Raw genomic sequence first — 24090 nt, 5'->3', positions numbered from 1 at the left:
CTACGTGAACTCATCGCTGATTGCCGACAGTCTTGAACAAGAGGGCGTTGGGGTGGGGCAGGTCGGACGCGGCCCAAAGGCCGCGCTTCGCCTGCTTAGCCGTTAACTCTGCCACGAGATAGGGCATGTAAACAGGCTTCGCGTCGTTTGAGAATGAGGCAAACGCGAAACCCTGGGAAACCAGGATGGTCCCGAGGTCGAGGGTCTGCCCTCCGACCTGGGCCGTGCAAACGACAATGATTGTCGCCGGCGCCCCGGCGATCTGCGCGACCGGGACACAGGAGGGGGAGGTGTCACGGATCACAGCGGCAAGGTAGGACAAGGACGCCTCGCCGCAATCGACCGTTCCTCCAGCCGGGTTTGTGAATGTTGTCCCTCGGATGCAGGCTTGGACCCCATAGAGCCGCATCCTCTGGCCGTTCTGCTGCCAGGTGTCGCCGGTCTCGAAGGTCACGCCGTCCTTGGGAATGCCGAAGGCCGGTTGCGCCTGGGCCGAAGCTTGCGCGGCGGCCGGGCTCAAGGTGGCGGCCAAGAGGGCTCCTGCGAAACCCAAGGCTCGGCAGGCCGTCCGGCTCGCGCCACGCACAGGGGCGAATGCCTCACTCATTGAGCATCCTCAAGGGGCCGCAATCGCTGTCCATGGCGAAGGCGGATGCGCTGAAATATGGGCCTGAGAGAGAGCAGGGGGCCTTGAGTTCCTTGTGCCCGGCACAGGCCGACAGGCCGAGAACGGCGACGCCGAGTGCGGCGGCGGTGACCAAACGGGAGAGAAATCGTGTCATGTCAGGGGGCAACCAACCGGGCTTTCGAGCGGTCATAGGTAAGCACTTTCGCGGCGTGAGCCTGCCCGGCAAGCTCCTGCATCTGCTGTGCGTTCAGGGCGCCATTGGCGGCATTCATGACGCCGATAAGTTCGTTGACCGTCAGGCCGGTTTGCACCTGCAACTGGCTGTTCTGGTCGATGGACCCTTTGATGTCCCGCGCGGTCCCGATCTGACCGCCTGCCGCCTGGAATGCACTGGTGCGGGTGGAGGCGGCGGACTGCGTTCCGGCAACCATCCCTTGCAAGGCCGTCGCGGTGTTCACGGCTCCCTGATAGGCTTTATCGGTGCCGGAGACATTCGAGCCGCTGATCCCTGTCAGGGTATTCACCAGCTTGAGGCCGTTGATGATGCCGGCCGCAACCTGCCCGAACTCTCCGAGATTGCCCCAAGCCATCTGGCCGCCGCCAAGGATTGAGGAGAGGGAAGGGGCACCCGACATATTGAAGCCGGACCCAAGGGCTGCGCTGGCGATGGAGCCGGTCTGCCGGTTGCCGGTGACGGCCTTCAACGTCTCCTGCACGGTCTGCATGATCTGTCGGTTGCTCTGCATGATCGCCGCCGTGTTCGAGGCAGTTTGCGTCGCCTGCGAGAGCGTGGCGGAGTCGATCACCGGCACCTGCGCACTGACAGGTACGGCCAGGGCCAGAAGGCCGTAGGATAGGGTCAGGGCGACCGCGAAACGGCGGGTCATTTCGGCACCTCAACGGGGTTGGTTTCAACGCCGGAATAGGTCTCTGTGAAAATCTTCGAGTAGTCGGCGGACAGGACTGCCGTTCCGCCCTCGGCCAAGACGCCTCCCGCGACCTTTGCCGCTTTTCCATTCGACCGCTTGAGAATGAGCCGGAACGGGCAATCGCTCTGCATGCTGCACCCGCCGAGGATCTGTGAAAGGATCCACTCGCCTGCGGGAGTTGAGACACGGGCAATTGCGATGTCGGGGTGCTGCGCAGGGCTTCCAACGGGAACAAGGTCGTTCGCAGACCAGATTCCATCCGGGTCTTGCGCAACGTTCTTATACATCAGCGTCGGATTGAGCGTGTAGCCGGGGGGAAGCTTCTGCTGCTGTGCCAGAACCGGAGAGGTCCAGGCAACGGCAAGCGCCACAATCATGGTGATCTGTTTCAGACGCATTCTAGTACCCCTGCCTGATGGATCGAACGAACCGCCAAACGCGGCGGAGAAGCCAATAGACGCCCCCAAGGAGCGCAACGCATGTGAGACCGGCCACAACGATAGTGTAGGTCGAGCTATCCCCTTGCCATTCCACAACCCCACGCGGATTGCCTAACTGCAAGAGAAAATCGCCAATGTACGCGAGCGTATAAAAGACCGGCGCAACATAGGACCAGAAGAACAACGCTGCGAAGCCTCCGACCCAAAGGATCGGCCATCCCGTTCCGCCCGATACCTTCGGGTAGACAGGCGGGTCGTCATAGTAGGGTGAGTTCGGATCATAGATCGAGTAGGGATTATACTTGGACATGACCGGGTTCCTCATGATGCGGGTTTACGCCCGAGCGCCCCTAGTCTGCGCCGTTCAGGCTGAACCAAAACCGTTTCGTCTGCCCGCCATATGCCAGATCGACATAGTAGGGCTTCTCTCTGCCGATCCGCCGCTCAAGCGCATTGGGATCAATGCAGGCATGACCGGCTTCACAGTTGAGTTCCTTAAAGCGGGGATCGTTGTCGGCAACAAGGGCTGTGCATTGTCCCCCTTGCTCATCGGTTATGAAGTGGCCTTCGTCGTTCTGGCGAACGCTGACCTTTCCAGGCGCACAAGGTTCATAAGGCTCATAGCCGGGCGCGCTCGCATTCCCCTCTGAACAGACCGGCCACGGCTTTCCCATGGCAAGCTGCTTGAACAACTGCTGCATGACCGGAACGCAGTAGGGAATGCCGGTCCATGACGGCGTAGAGGCCGCCGCGCAAAGCAAAACCTTGCATCCGAACGACGCATCCTGAGCCGCTGCGGGCGTGGCTGCGAGCGCCAAAAGCGCCACTGTCATTTGTGCTGAACTTCGCATTTTTGCTCGTACATTCTGCTTGCTCATTTGGTGATACCGCAATATTTAGTGACAGACAAGGAGATACACATGCGCCCGGCTCTTGTACTCACTCTTTTGCTGGCTGCCGGATCGGCTCACGCGACCACGACCGGAACGCCCGACGTGGCTCCGCTCTGCGAGCCCGTCGAGGCTGGCCTTGTGCGCAAGTTGGTCGAAGAAGAGGCCACAAAGCAGGGCGTCGATGCAAAGCTCGCTCTCGCCATTGTCGATCAGGAATCCGCCAATGGCGCGCGGGTCAACTCGGACAAGAACGCGCGCGGTCCGATGCAACTGATCCCCGGCACGGCGGCCATGTATAAGGTCAAGGACATCTGCGACCCGGCCGAGAACATTCGCGGCGGCGTAGCCTTCCTCAAGGATCTCGCCGCTGAGTTCGGCGGCAACATCTTCCTGATCCTGTCGGCCTACAACGCCGGCCCTGGGCGCGTGTACGACGCCAAAGGCGTCCCCCCAATTTCCGAGACTGTGCGCTACGTCGCGACGGTCGCCAACTCCTACTACGGTTTCGACAACTCCTTGAAGGGCGGTAGCCGCTCGGGAGCCAGTCGGAAAAAAGCGACGGCTGCACAAGAGCCTGACGCATCACGCACTGACGCCTCCGGCCAAAAGTGGATCGGCGGCTCGGTTCTTTATGTGGACTGAGGACGATACCCTTATGAACAATCTTCGAGCCTACCTGTCTAATCCTACCACCCTGGCGCTGATCGCCGGGATTGCTCTCATTGCCGCTGTCGTGAGCGCGGATCCCGCTTACGCCCAATTGGGCGGCGGGAGCGGGGCCTTCCAGCCTATCGAGAACGCATTCTCGAAGGTCCTGGCCTTCCTGACCGGAACCTTCGCCACCACAGCCGCCACGATTGCCGTCAGCGTGTGCGGCTACCTCGCCCTGACCTCCCGCATTCCGTGGATGATGTGCTTCTCCATCGTCGTTGGGGTCGCCTTTATCTTCGGTGGGGCGCAGATCGTCCAAACTCTCTCGGGCGGCGGTGGTCTCTAGTGTCCGAGGAAGCGCCTCACATTGATCCTCTGGTTGGCGGCCTCACGAGGCCGCCCATGATGCTTGGCATTCCATACGTTTTGTTCGTTTTGGAGTTCTGCCTTGTCGTCCTGATCTTCATCAACTCCAAGAACCTCCTCATGTTCTTGCTGGTGATCCCGGTGCACGCAATCGCCTACATCCTGACCGTTCGGGATGCGCGCTTCATGGACATTGTTCTCGTGCGCTTCGGGCGCTGCCCCTTCACCCGCAACCGCCGCTTTTGGGGCGGTGACTCCTACTCGCCTTAAAATGAGACCCGGCATGAGCCAAGTGAACAAGGCCGTTCGTCCTCTCCTGTCCTTCGGAGCGGTTGCTTCTCGCGAGAAGAAAATCGCCGATATGCTGCCGTACCTGCGGCATGTGGATGACCAGACCATTCGCACGAAGGACGGCATGCTCATGTCCTTTGTGAAGTTCGACGGCTTCTGCTTTCAGACGGCGGACCAGGCCGACATCAACTTGAAGCTGGAAGGCCGGAACACGTTTGTTCGTGCCCTGAACGACAGCCGCTTTGCGGTCTATTCCCATATCATCCGGCGCGAAATTCGGCCGACGCTCGATGGCAAATTCGCGAACCCCTTCTGTGACCTTCTGAATGAGCGGTACTCCGCAAGCATCCGCGATCAGCGCATGTTTGTGAATGACCTCTACCTGACCGTGATCCGCAAGGGCTTCACCGGCAAGGTCGGCATGGCCGATAGGGTCATGAAGGGTTTCCGCAAGGCGGCAGGTGTCTCGGCGTCCGAACTGGACAAGGAAGCACGCAAGGAACTGGCCGAGGCCGTCAACAACCTGACCCAACAATTCGCCGGCTATGGCGCTCGGGTCCTGTCCCTGGTGGCGCGCAACGGCTCGGTCTATTCGGAGCCCTGCGAGTTCCTGGGCCAACTCCTGAACGGCGGCGTCGAGATCCCCATGCTTCTGCCGCGCATGGGCCTGGACACCTATCTCCCCACGCGTCGGATCACCTTCGGCAAGCGTGCCCTCGAACTGCGCGGTCCTGTGACCGGTGATAACCGCTATGGCGGCATGGTCTCGATCCGTGAATATCCCGCCTATACCGGGCCGGGGATGCTTGACGGGCTCCTCAAGATCAAGGGCGAGTTCATTGTTTCACAATCGTTCGCCATTCAAGACCGCGCTCCGGTCCTGGCACAGATCGGCAAGGTTCAGCGCCAGATTGCGGCCTCGGACGAAGGCGGAACGGAAGTCGAGGCGATTATCTCTGTCGCTCGGGATGAACTGACGACGGGCCGCGCCGTCTTCGGGGAACATCACCTGACGGTCATGTGCCTCGGCAACACGCTGGCCGATATGGAGCGGTGTGTTCAGGACACGACAAACGAGCTGCAACAGCTCGGGATGACGGTCGTTCGGGAGGACATGAACGCGGAGCCCTGCTTTTGGGCTCAGATGCCGGGCAACTTCCCCTATATCGCGCGCCGGGCTCTCATCACCTCGCGCAACTTTACGGCCTTTAGCTCGCTTCATAACTTCGCCCCGGGTCGCCGTGACGGCAACCATTGGGGTCCGGCCATCTCCCTGCTGCAAACGACCAGCAGCACGCCCTATTATTTCAATTTCCACCGTCGCCAGGTCGGCAACTTTACCGTCGTGGGTCCAACCGGCTCCGGCAAGACCGTGGCGCTCTCCTTCCTCATGGCCCAAGCCATGCGGGTGCAGCCGCAACCCCGTTGCGCCTATTTCGACAAGGACCAGGGCGCGGAAGTCTTCATTCGCGCCGTGGGCGGCAGCTATGAGACCCTGGAACCCGGCACTCCGACCGGCTTCAACCCGCTTCAGCAAGCCGACACGCCTCGGAACCGGGAGTTTGTGAAAAACCTCCTGCGCTTCATGGTCCGTCCCGCCGACAACCGCGAGCTCTCGGCTGAACAAGAGAAGATCATCGAGGGAGCCGTCGATCAGATTTTTGAAGTGCCGGCTGCGGATCGGCGGTTATCAGATGTGACCATGCTTCTGCGGGGCCGGGAGAGGGCAGGGCACGACGACCTGGCCTCGCGCTTCGAGGTCTGGCTGAACGCGCGGGGCTGGCTGTTCAACAACCCGGTGGATTCATGGTCGGCCGGGAACGGGATCTTCGGCTTCGACATGACCAAGATCCTCGATGACGACGATCTGCGCACGGCGGCTCTCGGCTACATCTTCCACCGCATCGAAGGGCTTATGGATGGCACGCCCTTGATGCTGTTCATTGACGAAGGCTGGAAGATCCTGCGCGATCAAAAGTTCTCGGGCTTCCTCAACGATAAGCTCAAGACGATCCGTAAGCTCAACGGCTGCGTCGGCTTCGGGACGCAATCGGCCAAGGACATCGTATCGGCGGAAATCGCCCATACCCTGCTTGAGCAGACCCCAACCAACCTGTTCTTTCCGAACCCAAAGGCCGATGAAGCAAGCTACCTGGGCGGCTTCAAGCTGTCACGGCGCGAATTTGAGTGGGTCCGAACGACGGAGCCGGAGGCGCGTCAGTTCCTCATCAAGCATGATTTGGACTCGGTGATTGCGCGCCTCGATTTGTCGGACATGCGCGATCTTGTGGAAGTCCTCTCCGGCAACAGGGACACGGTTGAGGAGTGCGCGGCCCTGCGGAGGCAGTATGGCGACGATCCGGCCGCGTGGCTTCCCCACTTCTGCGGATGGAAGGTCAGCCCATGAACAGGATTGCTCTCGTCCTACTGGGCGCGCTCGTCACGACGGGCGCTCTCGCGCAAGTGCCGACCAATGATGCGGCTCGCCTCAAGGAAGAGGACAAGACGGCGCGCTGCATGTTGCGGTCGCGCACCTACAAGGCGAACACGGTCAAGCCGACTGAGGGGGTCAAAGAAAGTGTCGCTGCCCCGAAATCCGGTGGCGGCTCGATGAACGCCGGAACCTCCTACGTCATTGGGCCGGGTCAAGCCTCGAGCGTCGTGAACGGGATCGATGTCGCGGCGCTGGTCGGTGGCACGCTTGGCGTGATCAATGCTGTCCAGGGCAAGAACTACGCCGCCATGGCGCAGTCGATCGGCGCCCTGGCCGCCGTGATCCAGGCCAATATGCAGGGCCTTAACCAAGGCAAGGCGCAGATCGGCGGCGTGCAGTCGCTCCAGGGCGCTTGGGACCAGAACTCGCAAGCTCGGATCGGCACAGTTGGCGTGTGGGGGCAGGCGATCCAGGCCGGTTCGATCCGCCTCCAGTATGAGAACGACAAGCTGCTGCGGCAGATCGAAGAGGCCAGCAGCCGCCAAAAGATGCTGACCTATGACCGCGCCAAGGCGCGTCTGGTCGAAGACTCCCCCTCCACAGGTCAGTAGCGCCCCCCGATGTACCGTTCGCGTCCGATCCTAGCCGCCGTGGCCTGCCTTTTTGCGACCGTCGCCCTCGCGGGCGAGAACGCCGTAAGCCTGATGAACGCGGGGATGTCTGCCGATTGTGCCGATTACGCTGCGAACGTGAGCGCGAGCGAAGGTAGTTTCGGCTCAACGTCTCCGGTCGTGAACGGCTATGCATGCTATGGCGCGTTTCAGTTCTGTTCGGCCAAGAACAGCCGCACAGGGGGAACCGTCAGCCAGTACTACAAAGGTACGCCGGAGCAGTTTCTCAGCGATCCACAAGCGCAGGTCTCCGCTTGGATGCGATACCAAAAGGACGAATGGGCGAAAGCGCAAAGCAACGGCCTGACATCCGCGGTGGGACAGCGGGTTTGCTACAAGGGGGAGTGCGCAACCCTGACACAATCCTCGATCCTCAAAGCCTGCCAGTTTGGTTGCGGCTCGGAAGGCAAGCTCGCAAACTTTGTGAAGTCTGGCTTTGACTGCAATACAGCCGGGACGAAGGACGGCGCGGGAACAAGCGTCTGCAAGTATCTGGTCTCAGGCTCCGGCTACAACGTCGCCTGCATCACCAACAACAATGATGGCTACGATTGCTGATCAGAGGTGATCTGTGAACGACATTATCGGCACCCTCTTCAATAAGGTCGATTCCCTGGGAGCCTCAGCCATCCAGGCGATCTACACGCAGCTTGCGGGTCAGCTCCAGCCGGTCTTTCTGGCGGCCATGGCAATCTATTTGGCGTTTTGGGGCTATGAGTTGCTGATCGGCCGGGTGGGCGTCTCGGCCCCTGTGTTTCTGTGGCGCGTCGGTCGCATGATGCTGATTTACACGCTCGCCTTCTCCTGGGGCGATTTCCAGGTCCTGATTGTCGAAGTCCTGACCAAAGCTCCTGAAGGTTTCGGGCAAATCGTCTGTCAGGCGGTGGGAGGAGGGGCCGATTGCACGGCAGGCGTCAGCGGGATCTCCAACAGTTTGAGCGAGGTGTGGACGGCGGCCAGTGAGGCGCAACAGAAGATCAGCGCGGCCAGTGGTATCGCAGGCTTCGGTATGCAGATCCTCGCCTATATCGTCCTGATCGTGGCCGGTGTGTTCGTCGCGGCGGCGGTCTTCCTCGTCATTCTCGGCAAGATCGCATTGTTCGTCCTGCTCGGGCTGGCTCCGATCTTTATTGCGTTCGCCCTGTTTCAGATCTCCCTCCCGATGTTCGACGGCTGGATGCGCTCGTGCATGCAATATGCGGTCATTCCCTTAATCGTCTATGGCATCCTCGGCTTCTACATTGTCCTGCTCAAGACGACGCTCGATGATATGTCCAACTCGATCAAAGACCTCTCGACGGCCCTGACCGTCGTTGGTCCATTTCTCCTCATGTGCGCGGTGGGCTACTTCCTGACCTATCAGAGCCTTGCCATCGCTCAGGGCATTGCTGGCGGCTCGCGCCTGACCACTGAGGGGCGCGACCGCAAGCTTGTGAACGCGCCGCGCAAGATTGCCATGTGGAGCTACCGGAAACTGAGGGGCAGATCTGGCGGTGGTGGCTCGAACGCGGTCACATCCAGCGCCCCGGATGGTCAGCAAGCCTCAATCGCTCCCAGCCCTGCAGAACAGAAGCAACAGCTTCTCATCACTCACCTCAAAAACAATCGTTCGTAAGCGAGAACCCCCATGTCCGATCTGGCTAGCAATAGCGCCTCTCCGGCCCTCGTTGACCCGAGCTACTATGATGAAGGCGTGCGGTGGGAGCAGTCCGTGTATCAGCGGACGCTGAACTCGCTTCGCGTGTGGCGGGGCGTCGCCCTGATCCTCGGCCTCTGCCTCCTGGCGGCCCTGGGAAGCCTGCTGCTCCTTCTGCCGCTCAAGACCTTCGAGGTGGTCACGCTCACGGTCGATAAGACGACCGGCTTTGTCGAAGTGGCGCGGCCGCTCGAACAGGGCGGAACGGTCTCGGAGCAAGAGGCCGTGACGCGCGGCAATATCGTGCGCTTCATCCGCGCTCGCGAGACCTACGATCCGAAGGGCCTGCGCGACAATTACGAGATGGCGCTGCTGTACTCGACCGGGACGGCCAGCCGGGATCTCCAGAACGAGTTTGACAACTCGAACCTCAAGAACCCGATGCGCCGCTATGGAGCGGACACGACGATTTCGGTCATGGTCAAGTCTGTGATCTTCCTCAATGAGCGCACGGCGGCGGTGCGCTTCCAGACGACCCGGCGCAACGACCGGGAGAGTGTCACGGAGCATTGGGTGGCGAATGTCCGCTTCCGGTACACCTCGGAACCCATGCGGAACGACTACCGCTTTGACAACCCACTCGGCTTCCAAGTGACCGAGTACCGCAAGGATCAAGAGACCGTGGACGTTACGGCGGAGGCCGGAAAGTGAAACAGCTTCTTTTGACCCTGGCCGCCCTGGTGGCCCTGTCCTCTGGCGCCTCGGCCGAACTCGTGCCTGCGGCGGTCAAGGCCGATCAGCGCATTCGGACCGTGACCTATCACAAGGACAACGTTGTGTCGCTCGCCGGAACCCTCGGCGTCTCGACCATGATTGTCTTTGGCAAGGATGAACAGATTGCGACGGTCGCCATGGGCGATAGCGTCTCCTGGCAGGCGGTGCCCGACAAGAGCAAGGCATTCCTGTTCATCAAGCCGCTGGAACGCGATGCGGTGACGAACATGAACATTGTCACCAACAAGCGGATCTACAACTTCCTGCTCAAAGCTGGCTCGCCCAACAACAAGGATATGACGTTCAAGCTGCGGTTCGATTACCCGGATGAAATCGTGGATGCCCGGATGCTCGAACAGGCCAAGCGCATGGCCGCGATGCCGAATTTCCAGCAACTCAAGCAGAACGCGGCGAATGCCAATCTGGATTATGGGTTCAAGGGCTCCAGCCTGAACGCGCCACAGAACATCTTTGATGATGGCGTGAAGACCTACTTCAAGTTTGCCGGCGACGTGCCGGGGATCTTCCTCGTCAATCCGGACGGAACCGAAAGCCTCATCAATCACAGACGCGAGGGTGAGGTGATCGTGGTCGATAAGGTGGCGGCGCAATGGACCTTGCGCGGCAACAATGAAGCGACCTGCGTTTTCAATCTCCGCGCTCAACCGGCTGAGTCTCCGAAGTCGATCATGACCCCGATCCAGCCCGAAATTCAGATGGTGGGCGAACCGGTCCCGGCTCCGGCTCCCGTAATCAAGGCAAAGGGCTGATCCTCGATGTCACGCATTGACTTTGAAACCGAAGAGGCCGGGTCCGGTCTGCCGGTGAAGCATACCGGCCGGGCGAACGGCTTTGCCCTGTTCGTCCTCGTGGCCGCGACCCTCGGCGTTCTGGCCTGGATTTGGAGTTCCAGCCAGAAAAGCGCCAACCCTGTGAAAGAGGAAAAGCCGGAAACCTTCAACACGGCGCAAGCCCGGAATGTGAACTGGGACTTCCATGAGCCGCCGCCGAAAAAGGACAACCGGATGGTGATCGAACCGCCTCCGGTCGTCGCGGCTCCTCCGCCGCCTCCGGCTCCGGCAGCGGTGGCCGTGCTCCAGCCTGCGCCGGTCCTTGACGATAGCGAGGCGCGGCGGCTGGCCGAAGAGGAGAAGCGGCGGCGCGAGGAAGAGGCGCGCCGGCTGGCGGCGCTCCGCTCCGGTATGCTGATCTTCGACGGCGGCAGCCAAGGCGAGGGCTCCCTTGCTGGCGGCTCCGAGCGGGGAGGGGCCTTGCGTGTGGATGGGCCTGAGACGGACTCGAACCGCGCCTTCATGGCTCGGGCGTCGTCGCAGGATGTCGAGACGGCGCGCGCGACCAAGAACAACCGCATTGATGCCCTGATCCCGCAAGGAACCATGATCCGGGGCACGCTTGAGACCGCCATTCAATCGGACCTGCCCGGCATGGTGCGGGCGATAACCTCCGAGGATGTCTATTCCTTCGACGGGCGGCGGGTGCTGATCCCCAAGGGCACGATGCTGACCGGCGAGTACAAGTCCGGCCTCTCGCGCGGCCAGACGCGGGTTCTGGTGGCCTGGACCCGCATGTTGCGCGCCGACGGCGTGTCCGTGTCCCCCGGCTCCTACGGGACGGATGGGCTTGGACGTTCCGGCCTCGCGGGTGACGTGGACAACCATTACCCCGAGCGGTTCGGCTCCGCGATCCTGCTCAGCGTCGTCGGCGGTGTGAGCTCCTTCATTGCTGGCCTGAACAGCGACGGCCAATCGGCTGTTGCCGGGGGCGGCTCCTACATCCAGCAGCAGGCGCAAACCCAAGCGCAACAGACCATCGCTCAAACGATGTCCGACCTTGCCAACCAGGCGCTCAAGGACTCGATCAACATCCCGCCGACCATCCACGTCGATCAAGGAACGCGGATCATGGTCTTCGTGCGCAGAGACCTTGATTTCTCCGGTCTGTATCAAGATCCGGTCAAAGAGGCATTGAATGAACTACGTCGTTCAAAAGCCGTCTACAAGTGAGCCGGTGAGCGTGTGGCACACGCTCCCGGTTTTCCTGCGGCAAGCCTGCGAGCCGATTAGGCCCTGGCTCGAAGATCCCCAAGTGATCGAGATCATGTGCAATCGGCCTGGGGAGGTCTGGATTGAATCCACCCGCCATGCCGATATGCAGCGCCATGAGGTCCTGGCCCTGTCGAGCCTCCAGATCCAGCGCATCGCGCAACAGGTTGCGAGCTACACCAACCAGTCTGTGAATGAGGTCACGCCGCTTCTCTCGGCCGCCATGCCATTCGGGGAACGGTTTCAGGGCGTGCTTGCGCCTGCGACCCCAAGCGGTGGGGCCTTCTCGATCCGCAAGCAGGTGATCCGCGATTACTCGTTGGAGGATTACCTTGCGAGGGGGGCGTTCGATGCCGTCAAGGCGTCAGGACCGCATGAGGTCGACCCTGACGACATCGACGCAACCGATGAGGTCTTTCTTGAACTCCTGGGCGATCCAAGCCCGCAAGGGCGCATGAGGGCGCTCAAGTTCGCCGCCGAGAACAAATATACGATCCTCGTCTCGGGCGGCACGTCCTCGGGCAAGACAACCTTCCTCAATGCGCTGCTCAAGGAAGTTCCGCTACGCGAGCGCATTGTCACGCTCGAAGACACGCTAGAGCTCAAGCCGCCGCAACCCAACTGGCTCTCCCTCCTGGCCTCGAAGGGCGATCAGGGGCTCGCCAAGGTGACGGTCCTGGATCTGATGGAAGCCGCCTTGCGCTTTCGGCCGGACCGGCTCCTCCTCGGGGAAATCCGCGGGGCGGACGCCTTCACCTTTCTCCAGGCGGTCAATACCGGGCACCCCGGCTCCCTGAGTACGGTTCACGCCAACTCGCCTCAGACGGCGGTCATCCGGGTCGCGATGGCCTGTTTGCAAGCCGGTCTCGGCCTGACCAAAGCCGAACTGATGGACATCATTCGCGCCACGGTCCCGGTCATTGTCCAACTCCGCAAAGAGCCGACGCGCGGCGTGGCGGACATCTATTTCAGCAAGTTCAAGAGGGCAGGGCGGTGAACAGGAAACTCGGCCGGTATGTGAAAGCCGGCGCTCTCGTCGTGTGCGCAATCGCAGTCCTGAGCGGGGCGTTCGTCGTCTGGTCGTTCAACTATGCGGCCGCCACGTACCTCCTGAGCCGCCAAACGGCCATGTGGAAGGCTGTCGTCGTTGATGGCTCTTGGCGCGCGGCTCTTGACCAGGTGGTTGCCTATTGGGGGCATCCCATGGTCATGAAGCTTGTCACGGTCTCAACGGTCGCCCTCTTCTGTGAAATCCTCGCCCTGGTGGCGATCGGCGCGTTGATCTACTTCCAGCCCTGGAAGGTGAAGGCGCCCAAGGGCGCGGCACGCATTGCGACCGAAGCCGACTTGAAGAAAGCCGGTCTTCTCGATGGGGTGCCGGGCAAGTCTATCGTCCTCGGCTCCTACAAGGGCAAGAAGATCCGCTACAGCGGCGATAGCCATATCTATGTGAACGGCCCTACCCGCTCCGGTAAGGGCGTCGGCTTCGTCCTGACCAATGGTCTCGAATGGCGCGGCTCGCTGATTGCCCTCGATGTCAAAAAGGAGATGTGGCAGGAGGTCGGGCCTGCGCGCCTCGCCATGGGCCAGGAGGTCTTTCTGTTCAGCCCTGGCTCGGCCGAGTCCCATTGCTGGAACCCGCTCGATAGCGTGTCGGACTGGCCGCGCCGCTCCACGGAAATTGAGAATATCGCCAATACCCTGATGCCGTCACCGGAGAAGGGAGACGCCTTCTGGACCGCGACCGCGCGAAGCGTGTTCGCGGGGCTCTTAGGGTACGTCCTCGACAGCAAGCGGATGGAACGGCGGCGGACAATCCGCTCCGTGGTCCGGCTCTTTAGCACCGGCAAGGACCTGGCCTCCGTCATGAAGACGATCTTGAATGAGGAACCGGACCTGCACCCTTATGTGGCGGACAAGTTTCGGCAACACATAAGCCGCGATCCCGAGCAACGGCCCTCGTTCGAGGCCCATATCATGACCGCGCTCAACGCCTGGAACGGCGCACTCATGGCGGCCGCCACAAGCCGGAGCGACTTCGATATTGCGCAACTGCGCCGGAAACCCTTCACGGTGTTCATTGGAACGCCTGCCGGCGATCTCGGGTCGGCGGAAGCCCTCATTCGCCTGTTCATCCAGCAGGTTCACGATGTCCTCATGCGCGAGCTGCCGGGGAAAGATGAACCTCACAAGCTCCTCATGATGCTCGATGAGTTCTACCAGTTCGGACGCCTGCCGGAGATTGTCGACAAGACGCCGCTCGTCGCCGGCTACGGCTTCAAGATTGCCATTATCGCCCAAAACATCCCGCAATTGGATGCGCGCTACGGCAAGCCCATCCGTGAAATGCTCCTCGGCAACATGGATGTGAAACTCAACATTGCGGTCGGTGACAAGGCCACGGCGGATTACGTCTCGGAAGAGCTCGGCCGCCACTACATACTGCGGGAAGGATGGAGTTCGTCACCGGGGAAGGGGGGCATGGGGCTTCGCTCCAACTCCCGATCCGGCCGGTTTGAGGCGGAACCTCTCATTAGCTCGGACGCGGTTCGCCGCTTCGACAACCGCAAGTCTCTGCTCCTCGTGCGCGGTCACAACGGCGCGGTCCTCGACAAGCTGCATTTCTTCTTGGATCGGGACTATATCGAGGCGCGCAAGAAAGTGGCGGGCTTCGGCGAGGCGCTGAATGTGCCGGTCCTCGAACCGCTCAAAGAGGGGCCGCTGTTTGAACCGGCTCCCGAGGCCGTGACGGCTGCACCCGAGCCAGAGTCTGTGAAACCGGCGATTGCCGCGCCGGAACCTGTAGCGGCGATTGCGACCCCAATCTCTGAGCCGTATGCCGTCGAAGTGCTAGAGCGGACTGCCTCTGAGGGCGTGGTGGCCGCAACTGCTGTCGAGGATGAAGAGGAGGTAATCAGCCTCGATCTGCCTGCCTTCGGTAGCCTAAGGAAGCTGCTGAGCGAGTCGGAAGCGGTAGCGAAAACCCATCCTGTCGTCGCACGGCTTCGGAACGTGGTTGCAGAGGAGGCGAGAACCGGATTTTTGGAGCCGGGAACGGACATAAGCGCCTTCATTCGCGCCTGAGCCGCGCCCTAAAAACCGTGCCAATGCAAGATAGAAATGTCCCGCTTCCTGCCAAATAGACAGGTCAGTCGAAGGGCAGGGCGGAGGGACTTGGATCAGACTTGCTATCGTCCTCGCTGCCCTTCACAATGGACTGTCTGCGTGACTGGCGACCGAGGTGGATACCACCGGGGAGCGCAGATCGATGATGCCGCTCGCCTGGGCACCCTTCCGACTCTGGTGACCCATGACTGCATCAACCAATATGCCTTCCTTTGCCACCCACTATTACCTTGGCTCCCGTTGTCCCTTCCTGAACCTCTCAGACCTGTCGGAAGCCGAGCTGGTCCGGGTCCTGAGCGAACTTAACCGGCAAGGGGCTTCCGGCTCGTCCAAACGGATCTTCGGACGGCGCTACATGGAGTTGAGGCGGCTAACAGAGACAAAGTTGCGACGGCTCTTCATTGAGGTGGGAGGCCAGCCGGAGCGTCATGCACCTCACTATCTGATCCTGGGGCAATCTGAGTGGTTCAAGGGGCTCAGTCCAGATACCCGGGAGCTTCGCATTCCCCTGTCCCAACTCCCGACGCATGTAACGAGCGCAACTTACCCTGACAGCTTTACGGCCATGGCCTATGGCCCTCAATTCAGCCTTCCATACGAACCAAAGCCCTATCACGAGAAAGCCTTCAGGCTCGAAGAGTTGCCAGCCCTTGTCCAAGAGTACGGCCTGCCTAGTGATGTGGATGAGCACGGATATGACGGTTACTCTCAGCGCCCCTTCGAAAAATACATCGAAATCCAGGTCTGGTCAGACGCTCCGCTGCGATCCTTCCTTGAGGGGAGATGACGCTGTGGAATCAAGCCGAAGTGCGACGGTTGGCGGGCATCGGTTCCCGGTCGGTCAGGGACTGCCGGGGCGGAGCTGATCAGGGTTGCACAGCTCCGGCAGTCCCGGATCCAGAGAACTCATCAGGACCTCTTTGGGTGTGCGATAGCCCAGGCACTTGCGCGGTGTCCCGTTGAGCCGATCACAGATCTCAAGCAGAGCCTCCTCGGGCAAAGTGGCAATGTCCGCGTCCCGTGCCAGAAAGCGCCGAACCCGGCCATTGGTGTTCTCGACCGTGCCTTTCTGCCAGGGGGCCTGTGGCTTGCAGAAATAGCTGTCCATGCCGAGCCTCTGCTTGAGCAACGGGTAATAGGCAAACTCCGTCCCGCGGTCGAACGTGATCGACAGACGCGCCGTCTCCGGCAGGACTTTCAGCTTCTCGATCATGCCGGTCATGACCCCTGTCGAGTTGCGATCTCGGTTGCGGGTCAGGATCGTGTAACGGCTCTGGCGCTCCGTAAGTGACGTAAGGTTGTGCTTGCCCAGCTCCTTGCGAAACATCATCAGATCGCCTTCCCAGTGACCAAAGCTGGTGCGGGCTGCGATCTCCGGTGGACGCTGCTCGATGGTGTTACTCGCCGGAATGAAAAGGCCGCGAGGTTTGCGCTGGTAGCGCACACGCCGCCGGCGCCGTGCCATGGGCAGATCCTGGTACAACCCGAGCTTTTGTCCTTGGGAGCTGTAGACGAACCGGTAGATCGTCTCGTGCGACAACCGTTCAGGAGCACCGGATGCCCGCAGACGGCCAGCAATCTGCTCTGGCGACCATCCAGCTTTGAGGCGATCCATGACATAGACCGCGAGCACCGGTTTGCGGGAGAGTTTGCCCAGACGCTGACGCCGGGCGCGGGCTTGCATGTCGGCGGCCACATGGAAATAGCCGCGATACAACGGCTCTTCATCGTGAACCCAGTTCCGTTTGATCTCCCGGTATATGTAGCGAACTATCAGATGATGCCGGGCATCGGTCGAACAGAGGGTTGTGGCCGAAAAGCAGAACGGCGTGGGGACACTCTACAGACCTCCCATAACGCGCCACTTGACATGTCGAATCTGTCCTGAGTTTAGCCCTTGTACCAGCATGACGCTGGAGCAAAAGCCGGTGCGGCACAGGCGCGAGCAGGTTAACCTGCTCGCGGTAGAGGAGCCGGATTCTAGGCTGGCTAAGATACCGGCGGTGTCACACAGGGCAGCAATCGACCCGCTGTCCGATCACATGCAGTCGTCTGGTTCCGACCTAACCCAACAAATGGTCAGTAATCCCAGTAGACCGGCACCCAACGGAAAGCGTCGCCGTCGACCGCCACCCGGCCGACGGAAGGGAACGGCAGGTGAGTAGCCACCAACTGTTCGCCCGTCGCCGCCAGTTCCTTCAAAAGGCGGACGCGGACGCGGGCCGCCTCCTCGGGGTCGTGCTCGAAGCCGTTGTGCCAGTCGGGATGGTCGAACCCGACCGCGAAAACAGCGTCGCCGGCAAACGTCAGGCGGTCGCCGCCGGATGCTAGGCGGACTACGCTGTGCCCGGGAGTGTGGCCGCCGGTGCGACGGACAACCACGCCCGGCGCCACCTCGTGCTCCTCATCGAACTGCACCAGTTGGCTGCGGTACTCTTCCACGAACCGCTTGGCGGTGGCTCTAAGCGCGTCTGGGAACCCTGGCGGCATGTGGACATGGGTGAAGTCGGGCGACTCCCAAAACTTGACCTCGGCAGCGGCCACATGAATCCGCAGGTCCGGACGTAGCCGGTCCTTCACTCCTTCGACGAGGAGCCCGCCGATGTGGTCCATGTGCATGTGGGTAAGTACTACGTCGGTCACCGAGGCAAGGTCCATGCCGGCCGATTCCAGTCGCTTGATCAATTGCCCGGCCCGCGGCAAGTTCAAGTTCGGGTCTAATCCCAGCCCAGCGTCGATGAGTATGGTCTGATTGCCGCTACGGACCATGACCACGTTCAGCGCCCAATCGAAAGCGTCCGATGGCAAGAACATGTCGTTCAGCCAGGCCGCTCGCGTAGCCGCGTCAGCGTTGTATCCCAACATCTCGGTCGGAAGCGGCAGCACCCCATCGCTGACCACCAGCACGTCAATCTCACCCACTCGTACCGCATAGCGCGACGGAACCAACTCTTCGGGCCCACGTCTAACGGTGGGCGAGGTGTTGTCCAAGTTCATGTTTGTCTCCTGCTGACTAATCGCACGGGGTTTTGTTTCAGGCATCATGCGCTCCTGCTTTGCGTGATCGAGGCTTGTCGATCATGAGCCACGTCATTGACGCTATGTTGAAGCGTGTTCGCGGTCGAGCTATCCTTGGGCATACTCGGTACTCGACCTAATGCTACTGTGCTCTCAGCGGACCGCAGCGACGAATCGTTGTGAAGAGGCTGGTAAAGGAGCAGAGGCTCTCGCGCGCCGAACGATGCCGTTGACTGCGGGGTACTGCTGCACGCGATGGAACGTCACAAAAACACGCCAACAGATTTTATCGTGGTTTGGCGAGTGGCGAACTGCCAACGTAACGCACAGTGCACCTCACGACTTTCACCAGACGCTGGAAAGCAAGGCGGTTAAGGCACCGCTGTGCACTGACTAGCTTGATCTCTACTATTGACGTACAAGGAAACTCCTGTGTTTGGTTGTGAGGCGAGTGGAGCGGAAAGCGGTAATCCCTGTCGCTGCGCGTACAACCGCATTGTTATCGTGGCGCAGGTTACGAGGCCAGCCGAGGCAGCTTCATAAAAGGGAAGAGAGCGCCCCTAACGCCGCCGACGCTGACTGGCTCATCGGAAATGAAGCGATGCTTGCTACTGCGCGTCGCAAGTTGGGAAACTCCCTCGTTGGTTGCCTAAGAGACGTCTCAACCGGATCGTTCGACGTTGAACAGTCGAGCCGAAAAGCCCGCCAAATAGCGGTCAGCCCACGCTGCGATCACTCTAGCAGCAAGCTGGGCTTCGGCGGGCTGGGCGAGCAAATGATCCGCGTCACCAAGTGAGACAAAGCTCCTCGGATGTTTGGCGGATGCAAAGATACTCGAAGCGTTTGACAGCTCAACTGTATCGTCATTCGGTGCATGCATAATCAACAACGGCAGGTGAAGACGTTCGACATGCTGCTTCAAGTCATAATTCTGGACATCATCAACGAAAGACTGACGGACGATGTACGGACGACCAGCTAGATACACCTCGGCTTCGCCATCGGACCTAATCCTCTCAAGGGCCCCTTTATCGAATTGACGCAGGATATCGGCAACACGAGCTGGAGCCGCTATTGTCGCGACTGCTCGCGCAGTTCGAATTTTGTCTGCGGCTGCCAGTACTGCTGCTCCGCCCAAGCTATGCCCGATAAGCACCGACGGAGGCATGCCAGCAGCTGTCATTGCTTCAGCGGCAGCCGCTAGATCATCAACGTCAGCCGAAAAAGTTGTCTCTGCGAAATCACCGCCGCTTTTGCCGATTCCGGCGAAATCGAATCTAAGGACACCAATCCCGGCATACGCAAGGCCCCGAGCCAAGCGTGTGGCGGCGAGACTATCCTTGCCGCAAGTGAAGCAATGCGCAAGAATCGCCCAGCCCAGGGGCGTAGTCTCGGGATGCTCGACAAGTCCTGATAGCTTATTCTCCTTCGAACTCTGGAAATCGAATCGTTGGCTTGGCACTTCCGGTTTCTCTTTCTGGCCGATTTTTCTTGGCCTCAGCGCTGGCGACCGAATCTGGGACCATTGATCGCAGACGGACCTTTACCTCGCACCGAGGCTACACCGAGAACTTACGAGGCTTTGGGACTGCAGCGTGGTGTTTCCGCGTCGTACCTAGATTCTCCCTAATTCGGTTCTCCTTGAATCTCGTCAGCATCCATCTTGCGCATGAGAGATAAGTCTTGGAACCGAAAGCTGGCCCTGTCGGTTCTTAGTTGTGACGGGACTGATCTGCAGGACGCCTGTCTCATATGGTGGGCCATCCCCGAGTAGATGACCCGAGTCCCTGGCATTACCAGCCGCTGACCCACAGCGAGGCGCCGGAGATCAGGACCGCGCTACTTTGTATTTGCAGTAGCGCAGCCCGCCGGCCCGTAGTTGCCCCCACGGGTAGAAGTGCCTGGAACCCATTTCCATGTAACCCAAGCATTTATCTAGAGCTTAGAGAAATTACCCCCCAAACATAGCTATCCGGTGGTCTATAGGGATTTGTCCGTCGTATAGATCGACACACGCTCAGCGACGGCTCGATCAGACGTCAGTCTACGTATTATTGATCAGGCTCGGGCGATCTTGAACTACGCGGCATAACGGAAGGATGAATGCCCAAAGTAGCTGCGGATCCGGTCGGGCAACTTGGCGAGCCGACGCATCTAGCTGATGACAGTGCATTTGAGTTCGGGCTTGCTGCGAGCGGGCGGCTTGCGGTCGCGGCTTGCTTCAGGTCGGCGTTCAGACCCTCGTCTGGGTCGGGCTCGCGGCTGAAGGGAGGCAGGTAGAAGGCCTCGATCTGCTCCGTGTGCTCAGCCAACCAATCCTGCCGCGCCCGGGCACGAGGGACCGGCAGGTTGTCCCAGATGAGGAACACCTTGCCGTTCTGGGCCGTGAAGCCCCCGCGTGCCAAATAGGTGCTGATGGTGCGCACCGCCAGCCCGACGCTACAGTGCCGCTCGATCAGCATCTGCACCGCAGCCCGGCTCCACAGGGCGAAGGGCAGGCCGAGTTGCTCGGGCGTGTGCCGGCGGATCAGAGCGCGGATCTGCGCCTCCTGCTCGACCTCGAGAAACCGACTCGTACCGGATGCCGGGCCCCGCGGTCCACGGACCAATCCGGTCAGGCCCTGCTCGGCGAAGCCGCGGCAGATATCGAACACGCCGGTGCGGGTCAGGCCCACCTGTGCAACCATGGCCTTATAAGTCCGGCCGCTTTAACGAGGCCGACGACCTGCCGGCGACGCTCCTCTTGAGCGGCTGCTGGCAACTTGCGCATATCGACATGTTTCATCCCGCCGAACTGGATCGAGTGGACCTCGATTTCAAGGTGACCTAAGCCGGATCAAGATCATACCCTCGTGTCTTCTACAGGTAACGTTTGGGACGTGCTAAAGAGTAAGACGACTAGATGGCGGGTTATGAAAGGAAGTAGGGCGCAAGGTCTGCCTATGCTCTCGCATAGGAGAGTGTCGACTTTCAGTTGATAGCCGATCGCCTTCCGATATTGAATGGTGATTGTCGGCACAAGGAAGCGCAGGTGCGACAACGTTCGTTGGTCCTTAAAAGGAGCTCGGACAACCTCCTGCAAAGGAAAGTACGTCCCACGAGCGGAGGCCTTCCGCGTTCCAAGATTGCCAGGAATGAGGCTGAGATTGGCTTGAGGGACGCCATCCAAAATGATGGCGGGAGGAGTGGCAGGTGGCTCTTTACGAAGGAAGGACGAGCCCTATCGGTGGAGGTTGGCCGGACCTCTTTCGCGGGGTTATGATCGCTGCGCTCATGGTAGCACTCGCCGCATGTGTCACACGGCCCGGACCCGAAGTCCTGAGGCCTGCAGATGCCATGGGTAGTGGCAGGATGGTCACGATCTTTGTTGCGACACTTCGAACGCCAGACCTGCGATTAGCGACGGCTTTCGATACCGGGCAATCGCAGACGCTTCGCTTTGCCCGGTACGTGATCTCCATCCCACCAGCGCACCGAACCGATGCCATCGAGTGGCCGAGTGACCCACCTAACCCCGCCACCGATTTCGTCACAATTGAGGCAGCGCACCTCTCGGAGGCTGAGTTTCGCACCAGCATCAAGTGGGCGGGCGGCAATCGACGATCCATCCGGCTTTTCGTTCATGGATATAACAACAGCTTTCAAGAAGCAGTTTACCGGCTCGCGCAGATCACCGCGGATGCTCACGATCAACGGGTCGCGGTAGTTTTTGCCTGGCCGTCCAAGGCGACTCCGCTTAGCTACAACGCGGACCGAGCAGCGGCAGCGGCGTCAACGGAGGGCCTCGCAAGGACAATTGAGATTTTGGCTGAGCGACCACGCACGCAGATTGTATTGGTGGCACACAGCATGGGAGGATGGCTTACAATGGAGACGCTGGCGAAAATGAGCCGAGAGCATCGTCAAGCTAAGTTCCAGCAATTTTCGAACGTCATATTGGCTGCTCCGGATATCGACGTCGCCGAGATGGTCCGTCAGCTTGAGATCATCGGTCAGCTTCCTCGCCCACTCACGCTGCTGGTGTCGCGTGATGACACCGCTTTGCTGCTCTCTCGCATTATCAGCGGCGGCCGGCGTGTCGGCGCAGATGATGTGCATGATCCATGGGTTCAGGCTGCGGCCAGGCGATTTGGCGCTCGGGTTGTGGATATCTCGGAATTGACGACGGCTGACGGCCTCGGGCACGCGCGCTTCGCCGCGATGGTAGCACTCTACTCAAAATTTCATAGTCAAATCGAAGACCCGCTGAAGAGGCACTATGCTGGGCCCGGCGTGTTCGTGTTCAGAACCGCAACGTCGACGTTGGAGCCTGTCGACCGCTGAGCAGCTAATCTGATCAGACTTGTAAAAGGTGGGTCATGTCAAGATGACGCCGTCGCGCTTTTTGCGGGTCTTGCCCTGTGCCTGATCGTGCTCACGGCGGACGTCCTGCTAGTTATGGGTCCGACCCCGATCGGCAGGCGCGGTACGATTGAGCTGTGGCATGGGACGATCAACCACTCAGGCAATTCTCAGCACCTGACGGACTGGTACACTCCGCCCCCCATCATCCACGGCTTCCTGCTCTATGGTGCAACGTCGCTTACCGGTTAGGTGCGAAAGAGGTCGCCCCCGCGCGACGTGGCGCGCTTGGTCGTCCTCGGACCCGAGTGCGCGTGGGAGGTTGCCCAAAATACAGACACGGTCATTGACCGCTATCGGGCGACAAATATCGCTCTCGAATATTATGGCAACAGTGTCATCAACTCGGTCATGGACATTGGTTCGATGGTGGCCGGCTTTAGGGTTGCCCGCCCTTGTCCGGCTTGGCTGACGGTGATGCGGGCCCTTCTCATGGAACTGATCGTCAGATACTGGATCGGAGGTAACCTCATTCTCAACATCATTATGTTGATCTATCCCGGAGTGGCGATCAACTAGTGGCAAGGGGCGTGCTGACCGAGCTGCCGTCAAACGGATTCGAACACCTTGATATCTTCAAGCTGTCGGCCTGCCAGGACTACTCGCGTGATCTCAGTTCGGCGATGGCGGCAATCAACCCGGATCGATACTTCTCGCGCAGAAGCGCAACTACATTACTGGAGCTGGTCCTGCCGATCCGCTTGATCAGAAAACGGTTCAGACCGTCCTGCCTTGCACGGCATCGATCAAGTGCTTGCTCCGCAAGCCGCTCCTCCGTCTGGTTCGCCTGGAGTCTCCCGTTGATGAAGGTCGCGGCACAGGCCTGCCATTGATCGTTCAAAACTCTCGCCTCCTCATAGACGATCAGAGGGTTGAATTCGTCAGCTTGGACTGCGAGACCGCCAGTCAAGGCCGCGATCAGACCTCCAAAAGCGAGTAGGCCCTGCCATCCACTTAATCGAGTGCGAGCGGAATTTCTGATGTCCCGCCGTCTGACCAATAGAGGAGAGCGACGTGAAGGGTGCCGCAGAAGAACACTAGGGTGACGACGGGTAAGAGCAAATGGGATGTCATGCATGATGATGCGCGCCGGCTGAAATTCCTGATGCACGAAGCGCCTGCCTGACCCAAGCGGAGCAATCCGCCCCCGTATTCCGGGGACGGTCGGGCATGAGAACGCGCTCCGCCGCATGCGCCAGACACCACCTTGTGAACTGTTCGGCTGTGGCAAGACTGTCCTGGATCTGGATGCCACCAGCAGCCCCATGAGTATCGAGATACTCCGCAATCCTTTCGACCGTGGGACCAAGGCTTCGCGTCAGGAACTCCTCACCGAAATTGGGGAACCGGCCGACGGCTCCAATGATCAGGCGCAGGGTCATCACCGTGGTCGAGTCGTCCATGACCTGAAGAATGGCAATTCCGATCGGCATAAGAGCAGAGACTGAGTTGGGCTCCTCCAGGTTGGGGGAGGGCAGCTTTCCTGCGACGCGTGATGCTTCCACGTCGATCAGCGATTTGAACAGGTCATCTTTGTTACGGAAGTGGTTGTAGAGCGTGCCCTTCGAGACCCCGGCCTGGACGGCGATCTCCTCCATGCTGGCATCTGCATAGCCGTTTTGGAGGAAGATCTGTCGCGCACCGTCGAGGATCTGGCGCTTCTTGCAGACGATCCGAGGATTAGAGCTTGATCCTTTATTCAAAGAAGGAATGTTACTGAGCATGTCTCATCCTAGAGATCTGTGACGTTGATGCGAATGAGCCCTGGC

General features: G+C 60.2%; 26 protein-coding genes, 1 pseudogene and 1 riboswitch. Of the genes and pseudogenes, 15 read left to right on the top strand and 12 right to left on the bottom strand.

Features of this window, described 5'->3' with window-relative positions; genetic code table 11:
* Positions 1-10: 10 nt before the first annotated feature.
* The 6 genes from U0023_RS33475 to U0023_RS33450 are packed head-to-tail and all read right to left on the bottom strand — an operon-like array spanning position 11 to position 2875.
* Positions 11-607, bottom strand: coding sequence for a thermonuclease family protein (locus U0023_RS33475; protein WP_009762581.1), 597 nt, complete (start codon positions 605-607; stop codon positions 11-13).
* Positions 600-782: a hypothetical protein gene (locus U0023_RS33470; protein WP_009762580.1), complete on the bottom strand. Its 183-nt coding sequence runs from the start codon at positions 780-782 to the stop codon at positions 600-602. The genes U0023_RS33475 and U0023_RS33470 overlap by 8 nt, the downstream gene beginning before the upstream one ends.
* Before the next feature lies 1 nt (position 783).
* Positions 784-1515, bottom strand: coding sequence for a type IV secretion system protein (locus U0023_RS33465; RefSeq protein WP_009762579.1), 732 nt, complete (start codon positions 1513-1515; stop codon positions 784-786).
* Complete coding sequence (locus tag U0023_RS33460; protein ID WP_009762578.1) at positions 1512-1955, bottom strand: hypothetical protein; 444 nt, start codon at positions 1953-1955, stop codon at positions 1512-1514. The genes U0023_RS33465 and U0023_RS33460 overlap by 4 nt, the downstream gene beginning before the upstream one ends.
* Position 1956: 1 nt before the next feature.
* On the bottom strand, positions 1957-2307 hold the full coding sequence (locus U0023_RS33455) for an LPXTG cell wall anchor domain-containing protein (protein WP_009762577.1): 351 nt from the start codon (positions 2305-2307) through the stop codon (positions 1957-1959).
* Positions 2308-2347: 40 nt separating this feature from the next.
* Positions 2348-2875, bottom strand: a complete 528-nt coding sequence (locus U0023_RS33450; RefSeq protein WP_245272962.1) for a hypothetical protein — start codon at positions 2873-2875, stop codon at positions 2348-2350.
* A 42-nt stretch (positions 2876-2917) separates the two neighbouring features.
* On the opposite strand from U0023_RS33450, the gene U0023_RS33445 reads away from it, so the two are divergent.
* From U0023_RS33445 to U0023_RS33385, 13 genes are all read left to right on the top strand, one after another.
* The gene (locus tag U0023_RS33445) at positions 2918-3532 is read left to right on the top strand and encodes a lytic transglycosylase domain-containing protein (protein ID WP_009762575.1); all 615 of its coding nucleotides are present in this window, start codon (positions 2918-2920) and stop codon (positions 3530-3532) included.
* A gap of 13 nt (positions 3533-3545) precedes the next feature.
* A complete protein-coding gene (locus U0023_RS33440) occupies positions 3546-3887 on the top strand; it encodes a TrbC/VirB2 family protein (RefSeq protein ID WP_009762574.1) in 342 nt (113 codons plus the stop codon).
* Entirely contained in the window at positions 3794-4177 is a 384-nt protein-coding gene (locus U0023_RS33435) for a type IV secretion system protein VirB3 (protein ID WP_407667450.1), read from the top strand. Before U0023_RS33440 ends, U0023_RS33435 begins: the two co-directional genes overlap by 94 nt.
* Positions 4178-4190: 13 nt before the next feature.
* On the top strand, positions 4191-6605 hold the full coding sequence (locus U0023_RS33430) for a VirB4 family type IV secretion/conjugal transfer ATPase (RefSeq protein ID WP_009762572.1): 2415 nt from the start codon (positions 4191-4193) through the stop codon (positions 6603-6605).
* Positions 6602-7243 carry a hypothetical protein gene (locus U0023_RS33425; protein WP_009762571.1) on the top strand — a complete coding sequence of 214 codons (642 nt, stop codon included), beginning with the start codon at positions 6602-6604 and terminating at the stop codon, positions 7241-7243. Before U0023_RS33430 ends, U0023_RS33425 begins: the two co-directional genes overlap by 4 nt.
* A gap of 9 nt (positions 7244-7252) precedes the next feature.
* A complete protein-coding gene (locus U0023_RS33420) occupies positions 7253-7861 on the top strand; it encodes a hypothetical protein (RefSeq protein ID WP_009762570.1) in 609 nt (202 codons plus the stop codon).
* 139 nt (positions 7862-8000) lie between these two features.
* Complete coding sequence (locus U0023_RS33415) at positions 8001-8918, top strand: type IV secretion system protein (RefSeq protein ID WP_322883875.1); 918 nt, start codon at positions 8001-8003, stop codon at positions 8916-8918.
* A 12-nt stretch (positions 8919-8930) separates the two neighbouring features.
* Entirely contained in the window at positions 8931-9650 is a 720-nt protein-coding gene (locus tag U0023_RS33410; RefSeq protein WP_009762568.1) for a virB8 family protein, read from the top strand.
* The gene (gene virB9, locus U0023_RS33405; protein ID WP_009762567.1) at positions 9647-10483 is read left to right on the top strand and encodes a P-type conjugative transfer protein VirB9; all 837 of its coding nucleotides are present in this window, start codon (positions 9647-9649) and stop codon (positions 10481-10483) included. The genes U0023_RS33410 and virB9 overlap by 4 nt, the downstream gene beginning before the upstream one ends.
* A gap of 6 nt (positions 10484-10489) precedes the next feature.
* Entirely contained in the window at positions 10490-11737 is a 1248-nt protein-coding gene (gene virB10, locus U0023_RS33400) for a type IV secretion system protein VirB10 (RefSeq protein ID WP_009762566.1), read from the top strand.
* Positions 11703-12773 (top strand): P-type DNA transfer ATPase VirB11, encoded by a 1071-nt coding sequence (gene virB11, locus U0023_RS33395; protein WP_009762565.1) that lies wholly within the window; start codon positions 11703-11705, stop codon positions 12771-12773. Before virB10 ends, virB11 begins: the two co-directional genes overlap by 35 nt.
* On the top strand, positions 12770-14860 hold the full coding sequence (locus U0023_RS33390) for a type IV secretory system conjugative DNA transfer family protein (protein WP_009762564.1): 2091 nt from the start codon (positions 12770-12772) through the stop codon (positions 14858-14860). Before virB11 ends, U0023_RS33390 begins: the two co-directional genes overlap by 4 nt.
* 131 nt (positions 14861-14991) lie before the next feature.
* Positions 14992-15071, top strand: a riboswitch (ZMP/ZTP riboswitch).
* A gap of 15 nt (positions 15072-15086) precedes the next feature.
* Positions 15087-15689, top strand: a complete 603-nt coding sequence (locus U0023_RS33385; protein ID WP_009762563.1) for a hypothetical protein — start codon at positions 15087-15089, stop codon at positions 15687-15689.
* A gap of 54 nt (positions 15690-15743) precedes the next feature.
* Here the strand turns inward: U0023_RS33385 and U0023_RS33380 are convergent, their stop codons facing one another.
* The 4 genes from U0023_RS33380 to U0023_RS33365 all read right to left on the bottom strand — a co-directional run bounded on the left by U0023_RS33380 (position 15744) and on the right by U0023_RS33365 (position 20607).
* Entirely contained in the window at positions 15744-16679 is a 936-nt protein-coding gene (locus tag U0023_RS33380; protein WP_456085533.1) for an IS30 family transposase, read from the bottom strand.
* Positions 16680-16981: 302 nt separating this feature from the next.
* Positions 16982-17944 carry an MBL fold metallo-hydrolase gene (locus U0023_RS33375; protein ID WP_009762562.1) on the bottom strand — a complete coding sequence of 321 codons (963 nt, stop codon included), beginning with the start codon at positions 17942-17944 and terminating at the stop codon, positions 16982-16984.
* 637 nt (positions 17945-18581) lie between these two features.
* Positions 18582-19382: an alpha/beta fold hydrolase gene (locus tag U0023_RS33370; protein ID WP_009762561.1), complete on the bottom strand. Its 801-nt coding sequence runs from the start codon at positions 19380-19382 to the stop codon at positions 18582-18584.
* Between the two features lie 589 nt (positions 19383-19971).
* Entirely contained in the window at positions 19972-20607 is a 636-nt protein-coding gene (locus U0023_RS33365; RefSeq protein ID WP_009762560.1) for a transposase, read from the bottom strand.
* 664 nt (positions 20608-21271) lie between these two features.
* Here U0023_RS33365 and U0023_RS33360 point away from each other — a divergent pair.
* Positions 21272-22243 (top strand): alpha/beta hydrolase, encoded by a 972-nt coding sequence (locus tag U0023_RS33360; protein WP_083861453.1) that lies wholly within the window; start codon positions 21272-21274, stop codon positions 22241-22243.
* Positions 22244-22357: 114 nt separating this feature from the next.
* Positions 22358-22840, top strand: a pseudogene (locus U0023_RS33355) (DUF2585 family protein).
* A 79-nt stretch (positions 22841-22919) separates the two neighbouring features.
* Here the strand turns inward: U0023_RS33355 and U0023_RS33350 are convergent.
* On the bottom strand, positions 22920-23231 hold the full coding sequence (locus U0023_RS33350) for a hypothetical protein (RefSeq protein ID WP_040638589.1): 312 nt from the start codon (positions 23229-23231) through the stop codon (positions 22920-22922).
* Positions 23232-23391: 160 nt separating this feature from the next.
* The gene (locus tag U0023_RS33345; RefSeq protein ID WP_009762556.1) at positions 23392-24045 is read right to left on the bottom strand and encodes a TetR/AcrR family transcriptional regulator; all 654 of its coding nucleotides are present in this window, start codon (positions 24043-24045) and stop codon (positions 23392-23394) included.
* Positions 24046-24090: the final 45 nt, after the last annotated feature.

The organism is Microvirga lotononidis, from assembly GCF_034627025.1.
Lineage (GTDB): Bacteria > Pseudomonadota > Alphaproteobacteria > Rhizobiales > Beijerinckiaceae > Microvirga > Microvirga lotononidis.
The sequence above is the reverse complement of the archived record's forward strand: the minus strand, read 5'-3'. Positions and strand labels throughout refer to the sequence as shown.